This is a genomic window from Pseudostreptobacillus hongkongensis, from assembly GCF_001559795.1.
GTDB lineage: Bacteria > Fusobacteriota > Fusobacteriia > Fusobacteriales > Leptotrichiaceae > Pseudostreptobacillus > Pseudostreptobacillus hongkongensis.
The window spans coordinates 1-25,323 of sequence record NZ_LOHY01000110.1 but is presented as its reverse complement, the minus strand read 5'-3'; the positions used below and the strand labels follow the sequence as shown (position 1 = coordinate 25,323).

The window sequence follows — 25,323 nt, the reverse complement described above, 5'->3', positions numbered from 1 at the left end:
TTTTTTGTTTTTTTTTGAAATTTTTTAGTGTCGTTTTTATAACACTATCTAAAAACCTTTTATTTATGCTATTTACAACACTTTTATTTTCTTCAATTATTTTAATTTTATTTCTTCATATTTACATTTTCCACAAAACTAAAATAATTAATTTAACAAAAATACTTTTTCTATATCTATTTTACTTTAATAATATAAATAAAAAAGTAGTAAATTTGTGATTATAAAAATACTACTTTTTAAATACTATTAAGCTAATCTAGTTCCCCGAAATAGTACAGTCACTAAAAATAAAAGGTATATACTTTCAGGATTAATTCCTTGTTTATAGAAATTTATTATACTTATAAAAGTTGCAAATATAATAAGGCCCGTATTAAACCCAGAATAAAACTCTGATTTAGGTTCTAGAAAAAATAATCCTATAAAAGTAACTATTATCTAATAATAAATTCAAGATCTTTAAAATTATTTTTCCTTTCTATTATAATACCCCACAAATTTATACTTACTCTTTTTCACTTAATACTAGTGGTTTACCGTCTACTATAGCTACTGAATGTTCAAAGTGAGCTGATTTTTTCTTATCTTGAGTAACAACACTCCAACCATCTTTAAGCATCTTAATCTTAAAAGTACCCATATTAACCATAGGTTCTATAGCTATTACAAGTCCATTTTCGATTAATTCTCCTTTTCCAGGTTTACCGTAATTAGGAACATAAGGATCTTCATGCATTTTAAATCCAACACCATGTCCTGTAAACTCTCTAACTACAGAAAATCCATTTCTTTCAACATATAATTGTATTGCTGAACCTATATCTCCTATAGTATTTCCAGCTACAGCTTGTTCTATTCCTATACTACGAGCACGTTCAGTAACTTCTAATAATTTCTTTGTTCTTTCATCTATATTACCTATAGCAAATGTTTTAGCTGCATCTCCATAATATCCATCTAAAACTGTAACCGTATCTAAAGAAACTATATCTCCTTCTTTTAAAATTTCAGTTTTACTTGGTATACCGTGCACTATTTTTTCATTTACTGATATACAAGTTGCTGCAGGATAAGGAGGAGTTGGCCACCCTATATCATATCCTTTAGTACCAGGAGTTGCTCCTTGTGATCTAATATAGTCTTCACAAATTTGATCAAGTTCCCAAGTTGATATTCCTGCCTTCATATATTTAGGTATTATATCTTCATAAAGTCTAGCTATTATTTGATTAGCTTCCTTTATTTTCTTTATATCTTCTAATGTTTTTAGTTTAATCATATACACACCTATATATTACAATTATTTTCTAATAAATCTATTATTTCTTCAGTAATATATTTACTTTCTCTTTCTCCTTGAATTTCTGCTACTTTACCTTTTTCAATATAGTAATCTAATACTGGAGCAGTTTGTGCTTTATAGTTTTTTAATCTATTTATTACTACTGCTTCTGTATCATCATCTCTTTGAATTAAATCTTCTGGATTTTCATCTACTGGCGGATTATATATTATATGATAAATTTTACCTGTTTTTTTAGAAACTCTTCTTCCTGTAATTCTTTTTAAAATTTCATCATCTTCAACAACTAAAGCAATAACTTTATCTATTTCTTTTTCTTGTTTTTCTAATATTTTATCTAGAACTTTTGCTTGTTCTACTGTTCTTGGATATCCATCTAAAATAAATCCATTTTCAGTATCTTTTTCTTTTAATCTTTCTTCTACTAAACCATTAACTATGTCATCACCAACAAGAGATCCTGCATCCATTAATTTTTTAGCTTCTAAACCTAATGGTGTTTGATTAGCAATAGCTGCTCTTAATATATCTCCTGTAGAAATTTGTGGTATGTTAAATCTTTCTATTAATTCTTTTGCTTGTGTTCCTTTTCCTGCTCCTGGTGGTCCAAATAATATTATGTTCATATTTCCATCATCTCCTCTTACTTATTTCAATCATTTTTAGTATAACATTAGATACCTAGTATGTCAATTATCTCTCTTTCTACTCCATTTTCATTATTTGTATATTTAGTGATATTTTTAGCATTAACTAATAATAAATCTTCTGAATTTTTCATAGCATATCCGTATCCTACTTCAGCTATCATTTCTTTATCATTTTCAGCATTTCCAAATGCCAATACATTTTCCAAAGGAATATTTAATTTTTCACATAATATTTCTAGAGCTGATGCTTTGGTTACTCCTTTTTTTGTCATTTCAACTAGTATGTTTGAACTTCTTGCCTGTGTTACATAATCTCCATATTTACTATCATTTATAATATTATATATATTATTAACTTCATCACCTGTTGCAAACACCATTATTTTTATTTTATTTTCTGGAAATTCTAATATATCATTTATTTTAACACAATCAGTAAAATTAACTACATTTTCTATATCTACTCTATTATCATAGTTTAAAGTATATAAGTCTTTCCATTTATGCATAGCTATAGGATTACCTGTAATCCCATTATCTAAAAGTAATTTTACAATTCCATTTGCTATATCATCATCTAATGGATTGCTATATATCAATTTATTTTCTTTTAAATCATAAATTTCAGCACCATTATGTCCTATTATATATCTAACCATATCATTCATTCCAAGTCTTTTAACAAGTTCAACTATTCCTGCTGTTGCTCTTCCACTTGCAAAAACAAATTCTTGAGAAATATTTGCTTTTCTTATTTTGTCTACATAAGTTAAATCTTGTTTAAAATGAGTATCATCTAAAAATGTTCCATCAAAATCTACAGCTATTAATTTAATTTTATCTTTCACTATATTCCTCCATTATTTCCATTAATTTATGTCTACTTCCTGGTTCAAGACTTGAATGTCCCGCATCTTGAATTATATAAAGATTTGCATTATTTAAATGTTTATATAACTCATAAGCTCCTATTAATCTACAATCTACATCGTATCTACCATGAACTATATCTATTTCTAAATCTTTAATCTTATCTGTATTATCTAAAATATAGTTTGGTGTTGGTAAAAATGAATTATTATTAAAATAGTGGCATTCCATTTTTGCCATAGATATATCTGTTTCACTAATTTCTTCTTCATTTTCTATTTTATATAGTTTGATACAACTACATTCCCAATCAGACCATACCTTAGCATATTTTTTAGATATTTCTACTGGTTGTTTTAGATATTTATAATACGACTTAACTATATCTTTTCTTTCATCAAGATTTAAAGGTTCTATAAATTTTTCAAACTCTTCAGGATAAAAATTAGAAGCTCCATCTTGATATAGCCATTTAACATCTTCATCTCTTGCTAAAAATATTCCTCTTAAAACTATTTTTAATACTCTTTCAGGATGATTGATAGCATAGACTAAAGAAAGTGTTGATCCCCAAGAACCTCCAAATATAAGCCATTTTTCTATATTTAATTTTTCTCTAATTTTTTCCATATCATCTATTAAATCAAAAGTTGTGTTATCTTCTAATTCAGAAAAAGGTTTACTTTTACCACATCCTCTTTGATCTATAACTATTATTCTATACTTTTCTTTATTAAAGAATCTTTTAGCCTTATCTCCCATAGGAGAACCCGGCCCTCCGTGAACAAAAACTACAGGTATTCCATTTTCATTACCACTAACTTCATAATAAATATCATGTATACCATTTTTAATATAGTAACCTTTTTCATTGTAATTATCTTGGTATAGTTCTAAAGGTTTTATTAATTCTAATCCTCTTACTTCACTAATCATTTAAAAACACCTCAATTTCTTTTACACTATCTAATATATTATCATTATATCCTGTTTTATCTATAAAGGCATGTATTTCTCCCGCATATCTTATACATTTACTTTTAACATTAACATTTTGTAATCTTTTATAGAAATACTCTGCTTCCAGTCTTAAATAATCAAATTCTACAGTAAATATTAAAGTTTTAGGAAAATGTTTTAAAATGTCATCTTCTATATTTATTTGAGATATATATTTATCTGCTGGATCATCTCCTTTAACATATAGCTGTCTAATAAATGGCATAGCATATTTAAGTCCTGATGATTCTGATTTTAAAGATGATGATTCTTTAATATTATCATCTATATTATATTCTTTAATATCCCATTTAAAATCTTCACGCATATTATATTTTAAATCTATAAGTAATACTGGATAATACATTATTAATCCTTTTACTATATTTGATTTTTCCTCTAAATCTTTAATTAATACAGAACATGCAAGACCTCCTCCTGCACTATCACCACCTAAATATATATTTTGATATTTGGATTCTAGATTTTTTATTATATCATATCCTTCATTTAATGCTATAGGATAAGGATATTCAGGTGATAATGAATAATCTACAGATATTACTGTTGATAAAGTCTGTTCAGCTATATATTTACATGTATTTGATATAGTTTCAGTAGATCCTCCATAATATCCTCCACCATGGAAAAATACTATTACATTTTTATCATCATATATTTCATTTACATATTTAATACATCTTACAGACTCTATATATTCTTCTATCAAATATATATTTTTTTTAGTTATATCTCTATTAGGATACCACATTTCTGAACGCATTTTAGAAACTATATCCGTATGATTTATTTTATCTAAGCCTCTTTTAATACCTTCTTCTTTTTTAAAATTAGAACTGATCCATACATTGGGATCAAATCCTCCTTTTATATATCTTGGTGTTTTAGGATACCTTATCTCTACCATACTTTCTCCTTTAATTTAAGCACAAAAAGCAAGTATAATACTTGCTTTAACTCCATAGTTTTGTTACATCTTCACTTTTTCTAATATTTACTAAATTTTTATCTACTTTTCTTACATATTCTCTTCTTGCCTCAACAACAAAGGCAATTTTATTTAGTTTAATTTTAAAAATATAGTCTCCTAAAGTTCCTATTAAGAAAAACATTAATGCTTGAGATATATTTAATAAAAGGTATAAATAAGCAAAAAGAGCACAGCATATACCTGTAAATATTGAAAATATCCATCTTTTTATATATGTTCTTTTCTTTCTTTTAATAAATAGTGCTACACCTTCATTAATACTATCTTCTATTTCTGATCTAGGTACTAAATTATATACATCTATTCCTTCATCTATATATTTTTGTAAAAGTGCACCACAAAATTCCTTTTGTACTTCATTATTTTCTATTTCTGCACTTTTTAATCCTGCAATTAAATCAAATAAATTTTTTTGATCTTTTTCATTCATCACATACTCCAGACTAATTAACCTGAATTTTTTTAGTTAATTTTTTAATATCTTCTTTTAGTTCATCTTTAGGGTCTAATTGCTCTATTTTCTTTATAGCTTTAACTATAGTTGAATGGTCTGTATTAAATATTCTTCCTATTTCTCCTAAATTAATATCTAGATGTGTAGATAATAAGTATCTAGCTGAATCTCTTGCCATAACTGTTTTTTTAGTTCTACCTTTACCAATTACTTCTTCTTTAGATATCTCATAATATTCACAAACTATTTCTATAATTTTATCTGATGTTATCTTATCTTTTTTCTTTTTAATTCTCTTGTTTAATTCTAAATCTATTAATTCTTTATTTAAAACTGTTCCTGGTATTAAACTAACTCTTGCTGATATGTTTTTCATAAAACCTAGAATTTCTCTAAAGTTTGTTTCAAGTTCATCCGCTATATATGTTATTAAATCAAGAGTTAAATCTAAATTTTCTTTTTGAGCCTCTTCTTTAATAGTCGCTATTCTTACAGATTTATCTGGAAGTTTTAACTCACTTGATGTTCCTGATTTTAATCTTGATGTTAATCTTTCATCAACATTTTTTATTTCATCAGGACTTCTATCAGATATAAAAACTAAAGGCTTATTTTTTTGATAAAGTATATTAAACACATCAAAAAATTCTTTTTGAATAATATCATCACCTTTACCAAAAAATTTCTCAAAAAATTGTATATCATCAACTATAAGCATATCAAGAGCTCTAAATTTATCTTTAAAACTTATAGTTGTCTTTTCTTTAAAACTTGCAAGTAATTCATTTGCAAACTCTGTAGATGCTATGTATAAAATTTTGAAATCTTTATTTCTTTTTAAATACTCATTTCCTATAGCCTGAGCAAGATGAGTTTTACCAAGTCCAACATCTCCATAAATTAATAAAGGGCTGTATTTTGTTTCTCCATTTAATATAGTAAGTGCTATATTATACGCCATATTATTATTATCCCCAACAATATAGTTATCCAATCTATATATATCATTAAGATTAGTTATGAACTTTTCTTTTTTTTCTATGTCATCATAAATACTAAGTTCTTTTTCACTAAATCTTTTTATATAGTCTAACTTAATCTCTCCTAAAATATCGGCATATTTATCATTAGTTATCTTTTCTATTGTTTCTTTTATATAATCTAATTCCTGATAAGTAGATTTACTATCAATTTCTATATATAAAATTTTGATTTTAGTATCTTCATCTTCTTCAAAACTAACTGCTCTTACTTCTGTTTCTATGTCTTGTGATAGCTTTATATCATTACTTATCAATTCTTTTTTTATTCCATCCCATAATTTAGCAGGCTCAAGTAGCATAAAATATATCACCCTTTCAAATTTTCTAAAAATATATTATCATAAAACTATATAATTTTCAAATTGTCAAAATATATGAAATAATTAATTATTCACATAAAATTATTAACTATAAACTCTGTATTAATAAGACTTATATAATATTAAAGAATACTTATTCACTTTAGACACATACAACTATTTAAAACAAAAAACAAACTTTTAAAAATTTTTATTCACAGAGAAAAATATTTTGTTCACACAAAAAATGTAAATTACATAATAGCTAAATGTAAAATAAATTATCGATTTATCATTAAAAAATATATAAATATATGACTTATTCACTTATTCACATACTTATTCACATAACAATCTATTTATTTAAGCCATTTTGTTTAAATATATCACTTTTTGTATTAAAAATAGAACTCGCATTAATACAAGATTTTCAAAAAATATTCACATCAAAAACTAAGTTTGAGAAATAGACTTGAATAATAAGAGAATAAAAAATTAATCACAAAAACAATAAAAATGCTCACAGAAAAAAATATATGAAAAGTATTATAAATAAATAATTTTCACGAATTCACAGACATAATAATAATAAATAAAAGAATATATAAATATATTAAACTATTTATATTATAAAAAAGAAAAAAATAAAATTTATGAAAGCGTTTGATGAAATTTCAAAAGATAAAAATAAAATATTTGAATATGATATAAAAAAATATATTCATAAAGATTATGATAATATATTTATGTATAAACTATAAATATAATATGTTTTTAAATATTAAAAACTTGACAAATAAAAAAATTGAGGTATTAAACTATTAAAAGGAGGTAGTCTATGTTATTTTATTTTTAGAATATAAGTGATGCGTGTTAAATATGTTGATTATATATAATATAGGAGTATAGAATATGAACGATATTGAAATAAAATCTTTAAATTCATACTATAATAATAAAAAAGGGATAAAAAATATAAATTTAAAAGTAAATACTGGAGAATTTATTGCTTTATTAGGTCAAAATGGAGCTGGTAAAACAACTTTTTTAAATACATTGGTTGGAATTAAAGATTTTGATGGTGAAATTTATTTTAATTATACATATAAGGATATTGCTTATGTATCTCAAAAACAGGTTATTGATTGGTATTTGAATGTAGAAGATAATATAAGAATGGAAGAAATTTTTAGTGATACTAAAGATGAAAAATTATTTAATCAAATTGTAGAATTATTAGAATTAAAAGATAAATTAAGAGATTTTATAGAAGAATTATCAGGTGGACAATTGCAAAGAGTTCAAATAGCAAGAGCATTTTTAAAAAATCCCAAAGTATATATTTTAGATGAACCTACTACAGGATTAGATGTATTTTCTAGTGAAAATGTAATGAAGTATCTAAAAAAAGAAGTTGAAAATGAAAAAATAGTTATAATTTCTTCTCATGATCTAGAACTTATGCAAAAATTTTGTAAAAGAATTATTTATATAAGTGATGGAGAAATAATTTTTGATGGTTTGATGGAAGAATTTATTAAAAATGGAACATTAAGAGAAAGAATGCTAGAGGAGTTTGCTAATGAATAATTTTGAGAGAATAAAAGAAAAAAAGTCTTTTTTAAAAGGTTTGAAATATGGATTGTGGTTTGAATATAAAGCATTGTTACAAAATAAGTCAGCTTTATACTCTAATTTAATTTTTCCTATAGTTTATTATATATTTTTTGTTAAAGGACTATCTAAAACAATAGGTATTTTAAATTATCAAGGAAGAGAATTAGAATATGAACTATATGCTTTAACTGGATTAATTGGAATAATTTGTGTAGGAGAAATAACTAATGTAATATATAGAACAGTTATTGATAATAAGTGGGGATTATTACATTTGAAATTAATAAATGGTATTAATATTTTTTCGTATACACTTTCTAAATCATTTTATGCACTTGTAGGTATAAATATACAAATACCTATACTATTATTATTTACAAAATTTACTAATAAAATATCTGTTTTAAATTTAATTGTAGGTTATTTTATTATTATTATAATAACTTTATTTTGGGTTAATTTAGGTATACTTATTGCAATAAAGATACCAAATTATAAGATTAGAGATTTAATAGTAAATGTATTACTACTACCTATTTATTTTAGTGCACCTGCATATTATATTTTATCTGATGTAGGTGGAACTATAAAGATGATTGCTTATTTAAATCCTTTAACATATCAGTTGGCTGGATTAAGGGAAGCAATGCTATTTTTAAACTTTAATAAGGATGTTTTGATTTTAATATTGATGACACTTATTATTTCTATAATTAATTTTTTAATTATAAAAAATGTTAAATTTGTTAGAAGTGAAAAATAAATTTATTTTTATGATATTAATTATATTTTTATGAGAAAATATATTTAAAATAGATTAAAAATTTAGAAAATAAAAAAATAATATTTCTATTTAAATTTCTTCAAATGGGACTGAATTTTTTATAGATGGAGTTAAAATAGAAAAAGATAGAGATAATACTTTGATAAGATAAAATTAAGGTAGAGTATTATTTATTTTAATAATGTAAAATAACACTGAATTATAGTATGTTAAAAGTATAAACTTTAAAAGGTTTATACTTTTTATTTTCTAAAAAAATATATAGAAAAAAAACATAAAAAATGATAAAATAAATATAATAAAAATACAAGGAGGAAAATGAAACTAATAGTTGGACTTGGAAATCCAGGAAAAGAATATGAAAAAAATAGACATAATATAGGCTTTATTATGCTAGATAAATATTTAAAATACAAAAATATTACTAATTTTAAAGAAAAATTCAATTCACTGTATATTAAAGAAACTATTAATGATGAAATAGTGGTATTTCAAAAACCTTTAACATTTATGAATTTAAGTGGTAATGCCATACAAGAAATATCTAAATTTTTCAAAATAGAGCCTAAAGATATACTAGTTATACATGATGATCTAGATCTAAAAATTGGTGAAATAAAAATAAAAACAAGTGGTGGATCTGGTGGTCAAAATGGTATTAAATCTATAATTTCTAATATTGGTGAAGATTTTAATAGATTAAGAGTTGGAATTGATAAACCTAGAAATGGTAAAGATGTAATATCTCATGTATTAGGAAATTTTACAAAAGATGAAGATGAAATTTTAAATAATTTAGAAAATAATATATTTAAAATATTAGATAATTTCATATCTGATACTGATATGGAAAAAATAATGTCTAAGTTTAATGTGAAAATTGGAAATAAAAAGAAAAAAATTGAGAATAGGTTAAGAAAAGCTAAACCTAATGATATTGATAGAATTTTAGAAATATCAAAAGAAGCTATAGAATATCAAAAAGAAAATAACAATAATCAATGGAATGAGAAATATCTTAATAAAGAAATAATTGAAAAAGATATAGAAAAGCAACAAGGCTATGTTATAGAATATGATAAAAATATTGTAGCTTATGGTGTTTTAGAATATGGAATTAACAATACATATATAAATCCTATAGAAGGAAAGATTGAAAATAATGATATTTATTCTTCTATACATAGGGTTATGGTTACAAAAGAATTTATGAATAAAAATATTGCAACTAGTCTAATAGAAAAATTAGTTAGAATATCTATAAGAGATTCATATTTTAGAATTTTAATAGATACAAAAAAAGAAAATGTAAATATGTTAAAAGTCATAGAAAAGAGTAAATTTAAATATATAGCAACAATTATTCTTGAAGATAAAACAAAAAGATTAGTTTTTGAATATAAACTAGGAGGTAAATAATGCTAGCGGCAGCAGCTTTAGAAATAAATGTACAACAAATGATATTTTCATTTTTAGGAGGATTAGGATTATTTCTATTTAGTATAAAATATATGGGAGATGGTCTTCAATTAAGTGCAGGAGACAGGCTAAGATATATTTTAGATAAATATACAACTTCTCCATTTTTAGGAGTTTTAGTAGGTATACTTGTAACTATTTTAATTCAATCAAGTTCAGGGACTTCAGTTATTACTATAGGACTTGTAGGAGCAGGACTTTTAACTCTAAGACAAGCTATAGGAATAATAATGGGAGCTAATATTGGGACTACAGTTACATCTTTCATTATAGGGTTTAATATAACTCAATATGCATTACCTATTCTATTTTTAGGATCAGCATTCTTACTGTTTACTAAGAGTAAAACTATTAATAATATAGGACGTATATTATTTGGATTTGGAGGAATATTCTTCGCTTTAACTTTAATGTCAGATGCAATGTATCCTTTAAGATTTTTACCACAATTTAAAGATTTAATGATAAATTTAAGTGGAAATCCATTATTAGGAGTAGGACTTGGAACAGGAATTACTATGCTTGTTCAAGCCTCAAGTGCAACAATAAGTATATTACAAAGTATTTATAAAGATGGATTAATAACATTAAATGCAGCATTACCTATCCTATTTGGAGATAATATAGGTACAACTATAACTGCTGTAATTGCAGTAATAGGAGCATCAAGTTCAGCTAAAAGAATAGCTTTATCACATGTGTTATTTAATGTTATTGGAACAGGAATATTTTTAATATTATTAAAACCTTATTCAGCATATGTAGCATTTATGCAAGGATTTTTACATCTTACACCAAAGTTAACTATAGCATTTGCACATGCATCATTTAACTTTGTTAATACATTACTATTATTCCCATTCATAGGAGTATTAGAATATGTAGTTACAGTATTAATTAAATCTGATAAGAATGAAGATGAATATAAAACAAATTATCTTGATTATACATTATTAATAACACCTTCAATAGCTTTAGGACAAGTTAAACAAGAAATGGTATTAATGTCTGAACTTGCTTTAAAAAATCTAAAATTATCAGTTGATTTCTTCCATAATAGAGATGAAAAAATTGCAGAAGAAGTTGAAACACGTGAAGAAGGAATTAATAATATAGACCAAGAAATAACTAAATATTTAACAGTTCTTTCAAGAGAACATTTAAACATCAAAGAAGGAGAAGAACTTGGTATTTATTTAGATATGTGTAGAGATGTTGAAAGAATAGCAGATCACGCACACGGTATAGTAAAAGATGTTAATTATGAAATTAGAAAGAATTTAAAATTCTCAGAAGTTGCTCATTTAGAAATAAATAATTTATTACAAATATCATCAGATATGATAAATTGTGCTATAGCAGCTTTAAAATATTCAGATAAAGAAAAAGCTATAGCAGCTTTAGATTTACACAATGAAGTATATACTTATGAAAAGAAAGTTAGAAAAAATCATATAAAAAGATTAAATGAACAACAATGTGAAATACAAGCAGGGTTATCATATATAGATTTAATATCTCACTTTACAAGAATATGTGATCATGCAAGAAATATTGTAGAAAAAGTATTAGAAAATAGAATGTAGGAGATTAAAATGAAATACAGTATAGTTAAAAACGAAAAAGCTTTAGATGCAGTTTTAGTATTTGAAGGAGAAAAAGTAGAAAATAAAGTATTTGAAATTATGAATGAAAAAGGGCTTTTCTTAGGAAAAGAAGGAGAAATTTTAATTTATAGAAATTTAGAAAATACTGAAAAAGTAGCTTTAATAGGATTAGGTAAAGAAAAAAATCTAACTTTAGATAAAGTTAGAAGAATATTCTTTAATCTTGCTAAAGAAATGGAAAATAAGAAAGAAACAGAAATAAATGTTGAAATACCAAAATTAAATGGTATGTGTACAAGAAGAACATATATGGCTGCTCTTGAAGGTATGATACATGCTGAATATAAGTTTGATAAGTATAAAACAGAAAAAGTTAATATATTAGAAAAAACAGTAAACTTTACAATAAATCCTTTAAAATTAGAAAAAGTAGAAAAAGGATTAAAAGAAATAACTAATACAATGGAAGGAGTATTCCTTACACGTGATTTAGTTAATATGCCATCACAAGATATATATCCAGAATCATTAGCTAAAATTACAAAAGAAGAACTTGAAAAAGTTGGAGTTAAGGTAAGTATATATACTGAAGAAGAAATAGAAAAAATAGGAATGAAAGCATATTTATCAGTTGCAAGAGGATCAGAAAATAAACCATACTTAATAGTAATGGAGTATTTAAATGATACAAGTAATAATGAAAAAATAGCTTTAGTTGGTAAAGGGGTAACATATGATACAGGAGGTTATTCAATAAAACCAAATGAAGGAATGAAAACTATGCATTGTGATATGGGTGGAGCAGGAACTGTAATAGGTACTATGTATGCTCTTGCTAAAAATAATGTTAAAACTAATGTATTTGGTGTAGTAGCTGCATGTGAAAATTCTATTAGTGGAAATGCATATAAACCAGGAGATGTAATAAGTTCACTTGCTGGTAAATCTATTGAAGTAGATAATACAGATGCTGAAGGAAGATTAACTCTTGCTGATGCAATTTATTATTCACATTCTGTATTAAAAGTTGATAAAATAATAGATTTAGCAACTTTAACAGGTGCATGTCTTGTAGCTTTAGCAGAATATAGTACAGGAGCTGTAACAAATAATCAAGAATTATTTGATGCAATCAATAAGGCTTCAAAACTTGCAGGAGAACCTATATGGCAACTTCCTACATCTGATGAATATAGAGCTTTAAATAATTCTAGAGTAGCAGATATTAAAAATTCTGGTGGAAGAATGGGAGGAACAATTACAGCAGGATTATTCCTTGAATCATTTACCAATAATGTTCCTTGGGTACATTTAGATATAGCAGGAACTGCATACTTATCTAAGGCTTATGGATATTTACCTATAGCAGCAACAGGAGTTCATATTAAAACTTTAGTTGAATTTTTAGATAATGGAGTTAAATGTAAATAATGAAATATAAATATATATTTTTTGACTTAGATAATACTTTACTTGATTTTGATGAAGCAGAAAATAATGCTTTAAATGAATTATTCTTAAATCATAAAGTAGAAAATATTAGTGAATATATGAAAGTATATAAAGAAATTAATAAGCAGTTATGGGAAAAACTTGAAAAAAATGAAATAACTAGAGAATTTCTTAAAAATACTAGATTTAAAACCCTATTTTCTACATTTAATAAAGAAATTAATGGTAATGAGTTTGCTAAAGAGTATGAAATTTTACTTGGAAAACAAGGAGTTCATATAGATGGAGCAATAGAATTATTAGATAAATTGAAAAATGAAGGATTAAAGATTTATGCTTTAACTAATGGTATAACTAATATACAAAAAAATAGATTAAAAAATTCAAAAATAGAAAAGTATTTTGATAAGGTATATATTTCAGAAGAAATAGGTTATCAAAAACCATATATTCCTTTCTATAATCATATAGAAAAGGATATAAAAGGATTTGAAAAATCTAAAAGTATAATGATAGGTGATAGCTTATCAGCAGATATACAAGGAGCTATAAATTATCATATAGATAGTATATGGTATAATCCTAAAAACTTAGAGAAAAACTTAAGTATAAAACCAACATTTATGGTAAATACATATAGTGAGATTTTAAAAATATTAATAGAGGATAAAGGTAGTGAATTTTAATATTCATTACCTTTTTATCTTAATTATTAATTTTATTAATATAAGTATTAAAAATATATATTTGATATTTTTTATATAAAGGAGTATGCTATAGATATAAATCCTAATATATATAATAACTTATTAACAACCTAAGCAGCTTTATAACTGCTTTTTCTTTTACCCAAAAATTCCTAAAATTCAAAAAATAAAATAAATAAGCTCAAATTTTAACTTTTAAATATATACAAAAGAATAAAAATATCAAATATTAATAGAATTAAAAATATTTTTAATTTTAAATTAAAGCATTAATTTAACTAATGATAACTATTAAAAATATATATTTGTATTTATAAAACAGAGGTAGTATAATTATTTTAAAACAAAAAACTAATAGAAAACTAATAATAGGAGGGTGTATGAAAAGTAAAATAATATTAGCAAGTTTAGTAGGACTAAACCTGTTTGCAATGGAAGGAAAGCTAGAAACAGGAATAAATGTAGAACCAGTATTTAGCAATAGAGTAGGTGACAAAGAAAATAATATAGATGCATCACCTTTTAGATATGAAAGAACAAAATATGATTTAAAATTACTAGATCTAAGTTTAAACTTTAAAGAACAAGGAATAAATTTAGGAACAACACTAAAATCAAGTAGAGAAAACTCAATATTAAATGATTGGAATTACAATGTAAAAGACAGTGAAACAAAGAAAAGAATGAAAAGTCATGACATAATGGCAAAAATATATGCAAATTATGAAAGTCCAGAATTCTATGGTTTAAAATCAAAAACAGATCTAACATATTATGTAGATAATCTAATAGGACAAAGAGAAATAGATAAAGATAAAGCAATAGTAAAAGATTATGAAATACCATCAGAATATATAGAAAAAGATAAAGATGGAAAACTAGTAAGAAATGCATTAGGAAATATGATATTTAAAACTAGTTTAGTAGGAGATATAAAAGAAAGTAAAACAAAACTAGATACATCAATAGAATATAAGGCAAATCAATTTGGAAGATTTGATAAAGATGAATCATACTTTAAAACAAATATAAAAGTAGATCAAGAACTAGATAAAGTAAAATTAAATGCATCACATAATTTAGATTGGGATCTACATTTTGGAAGTAAACCATTTGATCCATTTAATACAGATCTAGATTCATTTCCAGACTTTATGAGTGGAAACTATGTAAATAGACTAAAACAAGATGCAAATGTAGGACTAAATTATGAAGCACAAGGATATAATTTAAATACAGATCTAAAACTAAATGTAGATAGTTTCTTTGTAGGAGGAGAAAATAAAACAAATAAAGTTGAAGTAGTATACAATGTATATAAACCAGAATTAAGTTTTAGTGTAGAAAAAGAACTAAAAGAAGGTTTAAAACTAAGACCAGAAATAAATAATAAATTTGAAATAAGAGATGCAAGATATTCAAATATATCAGTACAAGATAGATGGGGATCATATAAACCAGAATTAAAATTAGGACTAGATTATACAAAAACTTATGAAGAAAATAATATAGAGTATAAAGGAAATATAAGCTATGGACCTCAAATGACAATAATACCATTTGTAACAAAAGGAAGCCATATAAAACATGAAATAAAAACAGAAAATAATGTAAAAGGAAAATATGTATTAAATAAAGATACAACATTTAATGGAGAAAGCAACCTAAGTTTAAATTTACCGTATCAAAATAATACTATACAACCAATAGAATTTAAATTTAAAGTAGATGGAAGTGTAGAACATAAAGTAAATGAAAAATTAAGCCTAACAGGAAAATTAACAAATGATATAACAATAAAATCACAAAATAGAGTGCTAAATCCAGATAACTTTACAGAAGTATTTAAAGCAAGTTTAGAAGGAAAATATATCATATTAGATAAAGAAAAAGAAAAACTAAACCTAAGCTCAAAACTAACAAATGATCTAGCAATAATATATGATTACTATATAAAAACAGAAAAAAAAGAAGCAGGAGTAAATAAGGTAGATATACCATATGAGAGAAAGATAGCATATCTAAGCGGAAACTTCGTACCTTTAGTAATACATAATGTATTATCACTAGATACAAAATTAGATTATGAAAAAGAACTAAAAGAAGGACTAAGATTAAAAAGTGGATTAGATGTAAATACAAAACTAGACCTATTTGCCCTAAGAGCAGAAAAGATGTATCACTATAAAGAATTAGATAGTGAATTAAAAGAAGGAGAAGAAAAACCTCAATTATCAGATTATAGAACAAGAAGATATAACATAGGAGGAAGTATAGAAGTAAAACCAAGAGTAAGTCTAGAATATGATATATTAAGTAATCTAAAACTAAATGCAGGATTAAATACAAGTTTACTATTTGAAAGAAAAGTATTTAATAAGATAGTAGATGATAAAAGACCAGATAATGGACTATATGGAGCAATAGATAAAGAATTTAAATTTAAGAAATTAGTACCAAGTATAAATCTAGGACTAGAATATAGATGGTAGAAAGGAGCAAAGATGAATATATATAAAAGAGTAAGTACAGTAGCAATAGGACTTGTAGCATTAATAAGCTGTAGTAGTGTAGAAAATGGCAGAAGTAAAGTAGAAAAGAAAGAAGAAGTAAAAGTAAACTTTAGATATACAGAAAAATCAAATAAGAAAGAAACAGAAGATATATTATCAAATATAAATGATACCTCAAAATTAAGCCCATTAACATATTATGATGCAAGTAACTTTGATGTAAGTGGATTAAGTTATCTTTATGAAGGAGAAAAGATAAGATTAAATAAAGAAATAAAAGATGGAGTAGTATTAGAAAGTGCTTATGCAAAAAATCCAGAAATAACAATAGATAAAAATGATGAAAGATATTCAAAATATACAAGTAATGTAGAAGGAAAGATAAGGGTAGAAGATTTATCAACTGGAGAAAAGAAGATAACATTTTTAGATCAAAATGCAATATATGTAACATTAAGAGATAAAAATGGAAATACAAGAGATATAAAGTTAAATGAAAAAGTAGAAGTATTAAAAGCTCCAGAATTAAAAGATGGAATAAGATATGAAGAATTAAAAAAAGGACAAGATAATGGAAGAGTAAGTTATCAAGTATTAACAAATAATGGTGGATATGAAGATGAAAAAGATTTACCAGAATCAATACAAAAGGGAAAATCATCATGGAAAACATACTTTAAATATGATAAGTATAAAGATTTAGATGATTTATCAGGTTTAAAGAGAGTAGAGATAGAAGATAGTTTAGGTAATAAGTATACAAAGAATGTTGATTTTGGAGTATCTCTAGGAGATTATAAAGGGAAATATGAAGAAATCTTAACAGATTTAGATAAGGTAACATTAAAGTATAATGAAGAAGGAACTAGTGTAACAGGAGGATTTAATCCAGATTTAGTAGAAAAGTTAACAAATTATGAAGAAAAGAGAAGTGATAGTAAGTCAAAATTAGAATTTGTAACCGAGATACTAGATAGTGATAAAAAGAGTGTAGGAAGACATAATATAGTAAGAAAGATATTAAAAGATGGAGTAGAAATATATTCTAAGAAAGAAGAAGCATATGTAGGATTTCCAGGCACAACAGTAGCAGTAGCAGATAGTTCATTCTATAATGTATCACCAGAGGTTGAAGCTAGAATGATAAGATTACAACCTAAAGGACTTAACGCGCATAAAGAAGATAAAGATGATAAGTTTGTTGATTTAGAAAGACCACATGGAGAAGAAGTTATAGGGTCTATGATAGATGAAGTTGCAGCTGGAGATTCAAATTTTGTTAGAGGAGTTATCCTTGGACAAAATATGAACGCTTTACTTAAGTTAGCATCAGAAAGAAAATTAGAAACTACAGATGAAGAAACAGGAGCTACTACTAAATATACAGATGATCAAATTAATAATGTTTTAAAAACACAATATGTTAAATTTATTCAAAGTATAGGACTATCAGATGAGTTAATTAAGGATAAAAATGAAAAAATAGTAAATGCTATACTTGCTTATGATAAATTAAAAGAAGAAATAAAAGATTTATCACAAGAAGAAAAAGATGCTAAATTAAAAGTTTACTATAAAGAACTATTATCTAATTTTGAAGATATACAAGTACTTCCAGAACTTGAAAAATTAAAAGCTACAGATCTTCATTTTAAAACTATAGCATTAGAACAAGAATCAGGAGGATTAAAATCTGCAGAAGTAGCTAAATATTTACCAAGAATATTAGAAGAAGATAAAAATGTTAAAGCAATAAATATGTCTTATGGATCAGAAGCAAGTTATGAGGAATATTTGGCAATTAGAGATATGACAGATGAGCAAAAACAAAAAGCAGTTGATGCATATAATGATCCAAATAATCCAGACTTTAGAATAGCTATACAAACATGGCTTGCAGAGAATGATTTTGGAGATATTTCTAAGTATGAAGAATATTATCCAGGTGATCTATACATACCTTCTATGTTAAATTACTTTAGAAACAAAAAAGATCAAAAAATAACTGTTACAGATTATCAAAAATTACTTGATTTAAGAATGTTAACTTTAAAACAATATCTAAAATCAGCAGAAGAACTTAATTCTGCAAATAGAGATATATTAATGGTAAGAGCACAAGGTAACAGTTTAAATAATAGTGGTCAAACACAAGTTGATCTAACTCATTTTGATGAAAGAGGAAGAAAAGTTGTTTACTTAGATGGAGATAAAAAATATAACAATCCATTTACAAGTATTCCTAGTTATTTAAATGAAATTGAAAAAGAAAATGCTGAAAAAGAAGGAAGAGAGTATAAATATAATCATACATATAGAAAAAATATGTTAGGTGTAGTAGGACTTTCACATAAAGCACTTAATGCAGGATCACGAGCTACAGATGATATATCTGACCAATGGGGTCTATATACTGGTGATTCGGCTATATATAACAAGATAAGAGCTTATGTAAATTATCAAGATAGCTATTATGAAAGATTAAAGGCAGACTTAGAAGCTGTAAATAAAAATCCTAATAAATATCCTAAAGGCTATAAAGAAGAATTAGAGGCTCAAATATCAAGAATAGACTCATATAGAGATATGGATACTGATGTTGATGGAAGACCTTATTTAATGTCATTTACAAGAGCAGGTGCAGCTAAACTTTGGACAGTTGCTGGTGAAGGTATGACAACTTATGTTAAAAAACTTACAGAAGAAGAAAAGAAATATTATGATGAAAAACAAAAAGATTATCCATCATATTTAAAATTTGACACTATAGGAGTTAATCCGTTTATTGCAGGATCAAGTTTCTCAGCACCAAGAATAACAGCTATAGCTGGAGAAATAGGAACTAAATTCCCTTGGATGAGTGCTCAACAAATTAAGCAAGCTATACTTACAACAGCTGTTGATGATGCTCGTATGAAAGTAGATCCGAATACAAATAAAAGAACTCGTCTGGGTATATATGGACCAGATGAAAATATTGGTTGGGGAATTGCCAATAAAGAATTAGCGTATAGAGGACCAGGAAGATTTGTAAGAGCTTTAACTCTTGAAACAGGAAATGAAGACTTTGTTGCAGATATACCTTATGGAACTTATGAATTTTCAAATGATATAGCCGGAGCTTTTGATCCATTATTATACATGGTAACAAGAAAAGCTTTAACAGAACAAGAATTCTCAATCCTATATACTACTAAAGATTTAAGTATAGAGGAAATAGTAAGTCCAAGCTTTAAAGATATAAATACAGCTACTAAAAACATTGCAGAATCTTTAGAAAAACAAGGTATATCTAGAGGTGCATATTTCTTAAGTCTATATAATAAAGTTGATAAATATATGACAAGTTTATCACCAGAAGAAAAAGAATTGTTTGATGATGCAGGACTTGTTAAAAAAGGAAAAGGTACTTTAGTTCTTTCAGGGGATAATACATACAAAGATCCAACAGTAGTTGAAGAAGGAACTTTAGTATTTAGAGGAAGTTCTGAATCTCCATTTGTTGTTCATAAAGATGGTAAATTAAAACTTGATATGAAGTATTCTGAATATCTAAAAAATGCATTACTTGATGATGGAGAAGAAAAATATGTGGCAAAAATAAAAGCCGATGTTATAAGCAGAGGGGAAGTATATTCTTATTCAGATGCAGATAGAGTTGAAGGAACATATAGACCACTTGAAGGATCTAAAACATATATAGCAGCAATAGCTGATTTACAAGTTGATAACTTAGATTTAAGTGAAACATCTAATTTTGACTTTAATGTATTTAGAAAGAAAAATATGAATGTCTTTGAAAAACCAAATTTCTTATCTGAAGAAGATGACCAACTTAAACCAAATGAAGCTGAAGAAATAGTTAATAAAAATCTAGATGAAAAAGAAGTATTAAAAGTATCAAAATTAGCTAAAAAGAACCTAGGAAAAGTAAAACTAGGAAAAACAACGTACACAGACTTCATAGATCTAATAGTTGAAACAAAAGAAATAGAAAATGATAATGAAAATGTAAGCTTAGTAGCAAAACTAGTAAGAAAGAATAAACTAGCACCAACAAGCTTAGGAAATAGATTAAGAAATCATATATTAGAAGAATTAAAAGTATCAAATGAAAAAGAAAAACTAAATACAGCCTTAAATAACCTAGACTGGATGGATAAAAAAGAACTAAATGGAGAAATATTAGCAAACTCACAATTACTAGGCTATGACCTATTAGAAAAGAAAAACCTAATATTAAAAGATAAACTAGAACTAAGAGGAAAAGAAGGAAAACTAGGAGTATTTACAGAAATACTAAATGAAACAAAGTTAAACTTAAATAAAGAAACAGATAAGACAATATTAACAAATGGAATAATATTAGGAGGATATTATACAAGTAAGTATAATACAACAGGAATATCATTAAACTATACAAACTCAATCTTATTTGATTATGCATTAGGGTTAAAAGATATAACAGATCCACTAAGAAGTGATCTAAGTTCAGAAGAAAGAGCAAAAGAAGAAGCAAGAAGATCAGTAAAAGAATTAAGAGGAAATGTATATGGAAATAATGTAGGATTATCAATATATAATAAGACAGAGTATAATAAAGGATACTTAACAGGAATATTAAATATAGATTATCTAACAAAGCGTGCAGTAAGTAAGATAGGAGATAGAGAAGTAAAAGATTATGAATCAAGTGATCTAATCTTAAATGCAAACTTAGAAGGAGGATATAAGTTTAATGTATTAAAAGATAGATTAGATATAGAACCATTTGTAGGAACAAGTATAGTAAGTTACTTAAAGGGTGGCTTTAGTGAAGATAGAGAATTTGGATATAGTTCAGACCAAGAAGTATTTACAAAAGCAAATGCAAGTATAGGATTAAGAGCAAGAGGTTATGTAGATGATAAAATAAATATAGGAGGATATGTATCATATACAAAATATCTAACAGATCCATTACTTGAATCAAAAGTAGAATTAAAAGAGTATGGATTTAAGGATAAGGCACGTGGAGTAAGTTTAGAAGATAATGTAATAAATTATGGAATAGATGGAAGATATAGAATAAAAGAAGGTTATGAATTAAACTTAAGCTATAAAGGGAAGAATATAAGAAGCCAAGGAATAAGTTTAGGAATAAAGGCGGAGTGGTAAAATGAAGAAGATATTGATATTAACAAGTTTACTAACACTACTGGGATATGGGAAGGATATCCCGGTAGAATTAGGAATAGGTATAAGTAGTGGATATGATAAGATAGGGATAAGTGAAGAAGAGATAAATAGATCAGGACTTAGTAAGGTAAGTCAAGGAAGCTATAAAGAAAGTGGGTTATTTACCAACTTATCAATAGAAGGAAGATATCCAATAAAGTTAGAGGGAATAAATGTTAAGGTTGGAGCAGGTGTAGATGCTTTTGTTGAAAACAATATATCAGTACAACCTTTAAAGGCAAATAAACAAATATTACCTAAGAATGTTGAAGATATTAATAACTACATTTCTGAAAAAAATGAGCTAATTAATAAAGAAACTAAAGATTTAGATGTTCATACAGAAGAGTACAATACTATAAGTAATATGGTTTTAGCATACAAAACTTTAAAAACTAAATATACAAGAGATATAGCAAATGATAAAAGAACTATAACAAAAATAGAAGCTGAATTAGAAAAATATAAAGATCCTAATGCATTAGAAGATTTAAAGAAACAATCTAAAGATGCAGAAACAGAGGCGGATAAATTTAAGGATCAAGAAGATGAGAATAAAGCTAAGTATAAAGAATTAAAAGCTAAATATGATGCTATGGAAGATTCTGCTGAAAGATTAAAAGTAAAACTTGAAATGAGTAAAGCTAAAGTTAATTCAGATTATTATCATAATAAATGGGTAGAATCTTTAGCTAAAAGAAGAAGATTAGAAGATACTATAGAACTTGTTGATGGTGGAGCAGAAAAAATAGCTAAACTTAATGCAAGAATAAAAGAAAATGAAGAAAAATCTAAAGATTCACAAGAAAAATACACTCATTATAAAGCTAAATTTTCTGAGTATAAGAAATTAAAAAGAGAATCAACTAATAATAAAACCTCTTTATTAAATGAAGTTATAGACAAACTAAATGAAGAATATAAACAAGAAATAGATGAAATTTTAGTAAAACTTGTTAAAAAAGATTTAGAACTAGATATAGAGGATTCAGATACTTTAACTCCTGAAGAATTAAGTGCTAAAATAGAAGAAAAATATAAAGAATTAACAGCAGAAGAGTTAAAAGAAAGAAAAGCTGATAATCTATATAACATAACTAAAGAAGATGTAGATGGTATTATTGCTAAGATTAATGAAAAATATCCTCTTGATAAAAATTATGATGCCAAAGTTAAGTTTAATAACTTAATAAATAAACAAATAAACTTTGGAGGAAGCCTTTATGGAATAGTAGAGGTAGAAAAAGAACTGTTAAATGATTTATACTTATTTGCAAATATAAGAAGTGGAATAAGAATAAACAATAATCCTCTATATCAAATAGCAACAGAATTTGAAAAAGATAAGGTAGAAATAGATGGAGTAAAATATGTAAAACCTGAAGGCTTATTACCAGTAAAAGTAAAAGGCTTTGTAAAAGCAGGAATAGGAGCGAAATATAAAGGTGCAAGATTAGAAGTTTATGGAGGATATAACCATGGACTTGTAGGTGTAAGTTTAGGTTATGATTTTTAATATAAAATTCGTATTATGAAATTTTGAAATTTTAAAAATTTATATAATGATAGATAATATTGATTTTATAGAGATAAATAATTAACTATAGTTATTTCCTTGTAATAAAAAGATAAAAATGATATATTTAATTGTAAGTAAAATATAGAAATTAGATAGGAGGAAATACTATGAGTTTTAAACTTATGGAACTACCATATGCATATGATGCCTTAGAACCAATAATAGATAAAGAAACTATGCATTTGCATCATGATATGCATCATCAAGCGTATGTAAACAATTTAAATAATTTATTAGAAGGAACTGGATTTGAAGGTAAATCTATTGAAGAAATTTTAACTTCACTTGATAAAATGCCAGAAGCAAAAAGAAATGGTATAAGAAATAACGCAGGTGGAGTATATAACCATGATTTATTCTGGTTAACAATGACACCAGGTGGAAGCAAAGAACCTAAAGGAAAATTAAAAGAAGCTATTGAAAAATCTTTCGGATCATTAGAAGGATTAAAAGAACAATTTAATAATAAAGGACTTGCACAATTTGGTTCAGGTTGGGCATGGTTAGTATCAGATGAGGATGGAAACTTAGAAGTTATTTCTACTCCTAATCAAGATAGTCCAATTTCTTTAGGGAAAAAAGCAATTTTAGGAAATGATGTTTGGGAACATGCATATTACTTAAGATACCAAAATAGAAGAGGAGAATACCTTAACAAATGGTGGGACCTTATAAACTGGGATATAGTAGAAGCTAGATATTAATAAATTATATAAAATAAGGAGAAGTAATTTTTGAGTTACTTCTCCTTTATGTTTAGATTATATTTATTTTTTGAAATTTACTTCATAAAGTACTTTTTTACCTTGAGCTTGACCTAAAGAATCAACTTCAGCAATACCTATACCAATAACTTTAGTAGTAAATGGTTTTAATTTATAGTTTTCCATAAATTGAGCTATTTTTTCAGGATCTTTTGGTGTTAATAATGTAATATGTGGATCAAAATTCATAAATACATTAGGTGAACCATAAGCTTTGAAAGATTTAACTTTTTCAGGTATAGATTTTGCCCAACCAGGAACTTCAGCATCAAGAGCTCTATATCTATTTAATTTAACTGTGATTTCATCAACAAGATCTTGTAATTCTCTTGTGTTTTTGTTATCTAACATTAACCAGTTTCCAGCAGTTTTATGTATTCCAAAGAATTCTAATTCAAATGGTTTAGTTTTTGAAGCCATTTCATTAACAACTTTTTTTAATTTTGGTAATTCTTCAGGCTTATATTCTGTTAAATATGCTGTAAGGTGTACAATATATCCTTCAGAATAAAGTGAATCAATACCTACTTTTTTAAGTTCTTTTGAAATTTCAGAAACAGCCATTTCAGCTTTGTTGTCCATTTTTAAAAACACATTGTAGTTAACATTTGCAAATGACATCATGCTAAATACAGAAAATAATAATAAGAATAGTTTTTTCATTTTTTAATCCTCCAATAATTAATCTATTAATATTATAATACCAAAATCAAAAAAAGCAATAATATTTTGAAAAAAAAATATATATGTGATAAAATTCAGATATATTTAAGACATAAGAGGTCAATATGAATTATAGATTAATAATATATAAAAATGGTGATTTTTTTAAAGAAGAAAAATTTCAAGAAAATAATGAAAAATATATAATAAAATGTAGTAAAATGGACGGTGCATCATATAAGTTTGTTGTTGTTGATGAAAATGAAACAAAAAGGAATGTAACATATAATCGGAAATTTGAAAAAAAT

The 25,323-nt window shown here is 25.3% G+C and carries 19 protein-coding genes; 11 read left to right on the top strand and 8 right to left on the bottom strand.

All coding sequences use genetic code 11. The features are described from left to right. Positions 1–508: 508 nt before the first annotated feature. Genes map through AYC59_RS05735 form a run of 7 tightly spaced genes read right to left on the bottom strand, consistent with a single transcriptional unit; the run spans position 509 to position 6,633 of the window. Positions 509–1,282 carry a type I methionyl aminopeptidase gene (gene map, locus AYC59_RS05765; protein ID WP_066896228.1) on the bottom strand — a complete coding sequence of 258 codons (774 nt, stop codon included), beginning with the start codon at positions 1,280–1,282 and terminating at the stop codon, positions 509–511. 8 nt (positions 1,283–1,290) lie between these two features. Then, positions 1,291–1,932 carry an adenylate kinase gene (locus AYC59_RS05760; RefSeq protein WP_066896223.1) on the bottom strand — a complete coding sequence of 214 codons (642 nt, stop codon included), beginning with the start codon at positions 1,930–1,932 and terminating at the stop codon, positions 1,291–1,293. Positions 1,933–1,979: 47 nt separating this feature from the next. After that, entirely contained in the window at positions 1,980–2,804 is an 825-nt protein-coding gene (locus AYC59_RS05755; RefSeq protein WP_066896221.1) for an HAD-IIB family hydrolase, read from the bottom strand. Further along, a complete protein-coding gene (pip, locus tag AYC59_RS05750) occupies positions 2,794–3,762 on the bottom strand; it encodes a prolyl aminopeptidase (RefSeq protein ID WP_156445499.1) in 969 nt (322 codons plus the stop codon). The genes AYC59_RS05755 and pip overlap by 11 nt, the downstream gene beginning before the upstream one ends. Next, entirely contained in the window at positions 3,755–4,753 is a 999-nt protein-coding gene (locus AYC59_RS05745; protein ID WP_066896218.1) for an alpha/beta hydrolase fold domain-containing protein, read from the bottom strand. The genes pip and AYC59_RS05745 overlap by 8 nt, the downstream gene beginning before the upstream one ends. A 46-nt stretch (positions 4,754–4,799) precedes the next feature. Next, the gene (locus tag AYC59_RS05740; protein WP_066896215.1) at positions 4,800–5,267 is read right to left on the bottom strand and encodes a hypothetical protein; all 468 of its coding nucleotides are present in this window, start codon (positions 5,265–5,267) and stop codon (positions 4,800–4,802) included. A gap of 13 nt (positions 5,268–5,280) precedes the next feature. Then, positions 5,281–6,633 carry a DnaA ATPase domain-containing protein gene (locus AYC59_RS05735; RefSeq protein ID WP_066896212.1) on the bottom strand — a complete coding sequence of 451 codons (1,353 nt, stop codon included), beginning with the start codon at positions 6,631–6,633 and terminating at the stop codon, positions 5,281–5,283. Between the two features lie 912 nt (positions 6,634–7,545). Between AYC59_RS05735 and AYC59_RS05730 the strand changes: the two genes are divergently transcribed. The 10 genes from AYC59_RS05730 to AYC59_RS05685 all read left to right on the top strand — a co-directional run bounded on the left by AYC59_RS05730 (position 7,546) and on the right by AYC59_RS05685 (position 24,292). Then, a complete protein-coding gene (locus tag AYC59_RS05730) occupies positions 7,546–8,223 on the top strand; it encodes an ABC transporter ATP-binding protein (RefSeq protein ID WP_066896209.1) in 678 nt (225 codons plus the stop codon). Further along, positions 8,216–9,013, top strand: a complete 798-nt coding sequence (locus AYC59_RS05725) for an ABC transporter permease (RefSeq protein ID WP_066896206.1) — start codon at positions 8,216–8,218, stop codon at positions 9,011–9,013. The genes AYC59_RS05730 and AYC59_RS05725 overlap by 8 nt, the downstream gene beginning before the upstream one ends. Positions 9,014–9,352: 339 nt before the next feature. Next, the gene (gene pth, locus AYC59_RS07590) at positions 9,353–10,453 is read left to right on the top strand and encodes an aminoacyl-tRNA hydrolase (protein ID WP_082752711.1); all 1,101 of its coding nucleotides are present in this window, start codon (positions 9,353–9,355) and stop codon (positions 10,451–10,453) included. Next, positions 10,453–12,099 (top strand): Na/Pi cotransporter family protein, encoded by a 1,647-nt coding sequence (locus tag AYC59_RS05715; RefSeq protein ID WP_066896203.1) that lies wholly within the window; start codon positions 10,453–10,455, stop codon positions 12,097–12,099. The genes pth and AYC59_RS05715 overlap by 1 nt, the downstream gene beginning before the upstream one ends. A gap of 9 nt (positions 12,100–12,108) precedes the next feature. Beyond that, positions 12,109–13,551, top strand: coding sequence for a leucyl aminopeptidase (locus AYC59_RS05710; RefSeq protein ID WP_066896200.1), 1,443 nt, complete (start codon positions 12,109–12,111; stop codon positions 13,549–13,551). Continuing rightward, positions 13,551–14,258 carry a YjjG family noncanonical pyrimidine nucleotidase gene (locus AYC59_RS05705; protein WP_066896197.1) on the top strand — a complete coding sequence of 236 codons (708 nt, stop codon included), beginning with the start codon at positions 13,551–13,553 and terminating at the stop codon, positions 14,256–14,258. The genes AYC59_RS05710 and AYC59_RS05705 overlap by 1 nt, the downstream gene beginning before the upstream one ends. A 401-nt stretch (positions 14,259–14,659) precedes the next feature. After that, positions 14,660–16,771: a hypothetical protein gene (locus AYC59_RS05700; protein ID WP_066896194.1), complete on the top strand. Its 2,112-nt coding sequence runs from the start codon at positions 14,660–14,662 to the stop codon at positions 16,769–16,771. 12 nt (positions 16,772–16,783) lie between these two features. Continuing rightward, positions 16,784–21,949, top strand: a complete 5,166-nt coding sequence (locus tag AYC59_RS05695) for an autotransporter domain-containing protein (RefSeq protein WP_066896191.1) — start codon at positions 16,784–16,786, stop codon at positions 21,947–21,949. A 1-nt stretch (position 21,950) separates the two neighbouring features. Continuing rightward, on the top strand, positions 21,951–23,525 hold the full coding sequence (locus AYC59_RS05690) for a coiled-coil domain-containing protein (protein WP_066896188.1): 1,575 nt from the start codon (positions 21,951–21,953) through the stop codon (positions 23,523–23,525). 170 nt (positions 23,526–23,695) lie between these two features. Next, positions 23,696–24,292 carry a superoxide dismutase gene (locus AYC59_RS05685; protein ID WP_066896185.1) on the top strand — a complete coding sequence of 199 codons (597 nt, stop codon included), beginning with the start codon at positions 23,696–23,698 and terminating at the stop codon, positions 24,290–24,292. Positions 24,293–24,355: 63 nt separating this feature from the next. Here the strand turns inward: AYC59_RS05685 and AYC59_RS05680 are convergent, their stop codons facing one another. Next, the gene (locus AYC59_RS05680) at positions 24,356–25,015 is read right to left on the bottom strand and encodes a 2'-5' RNA ligase family protein (RefSeq protein WP_066896182.1); all 660 of its coding nucleotides are present in this window, start codon (positions 25,013–25,015) and stop codon (positions 24,356–24,358) included. Between the two features lie 125 nt (positions 25,016–25,140). Here AYC59_RS05680 and AYC59_RS05675 point away from each other — a divergent pair. Further along, positions 25,141–25,323, top strand: a 183-nt coding sequence (locus tag AYC59_RS05675; RefSeq protein WP_156445498.1) for a hypothetical protein, incomplete at its 3' end; no start/stop codon positions are given.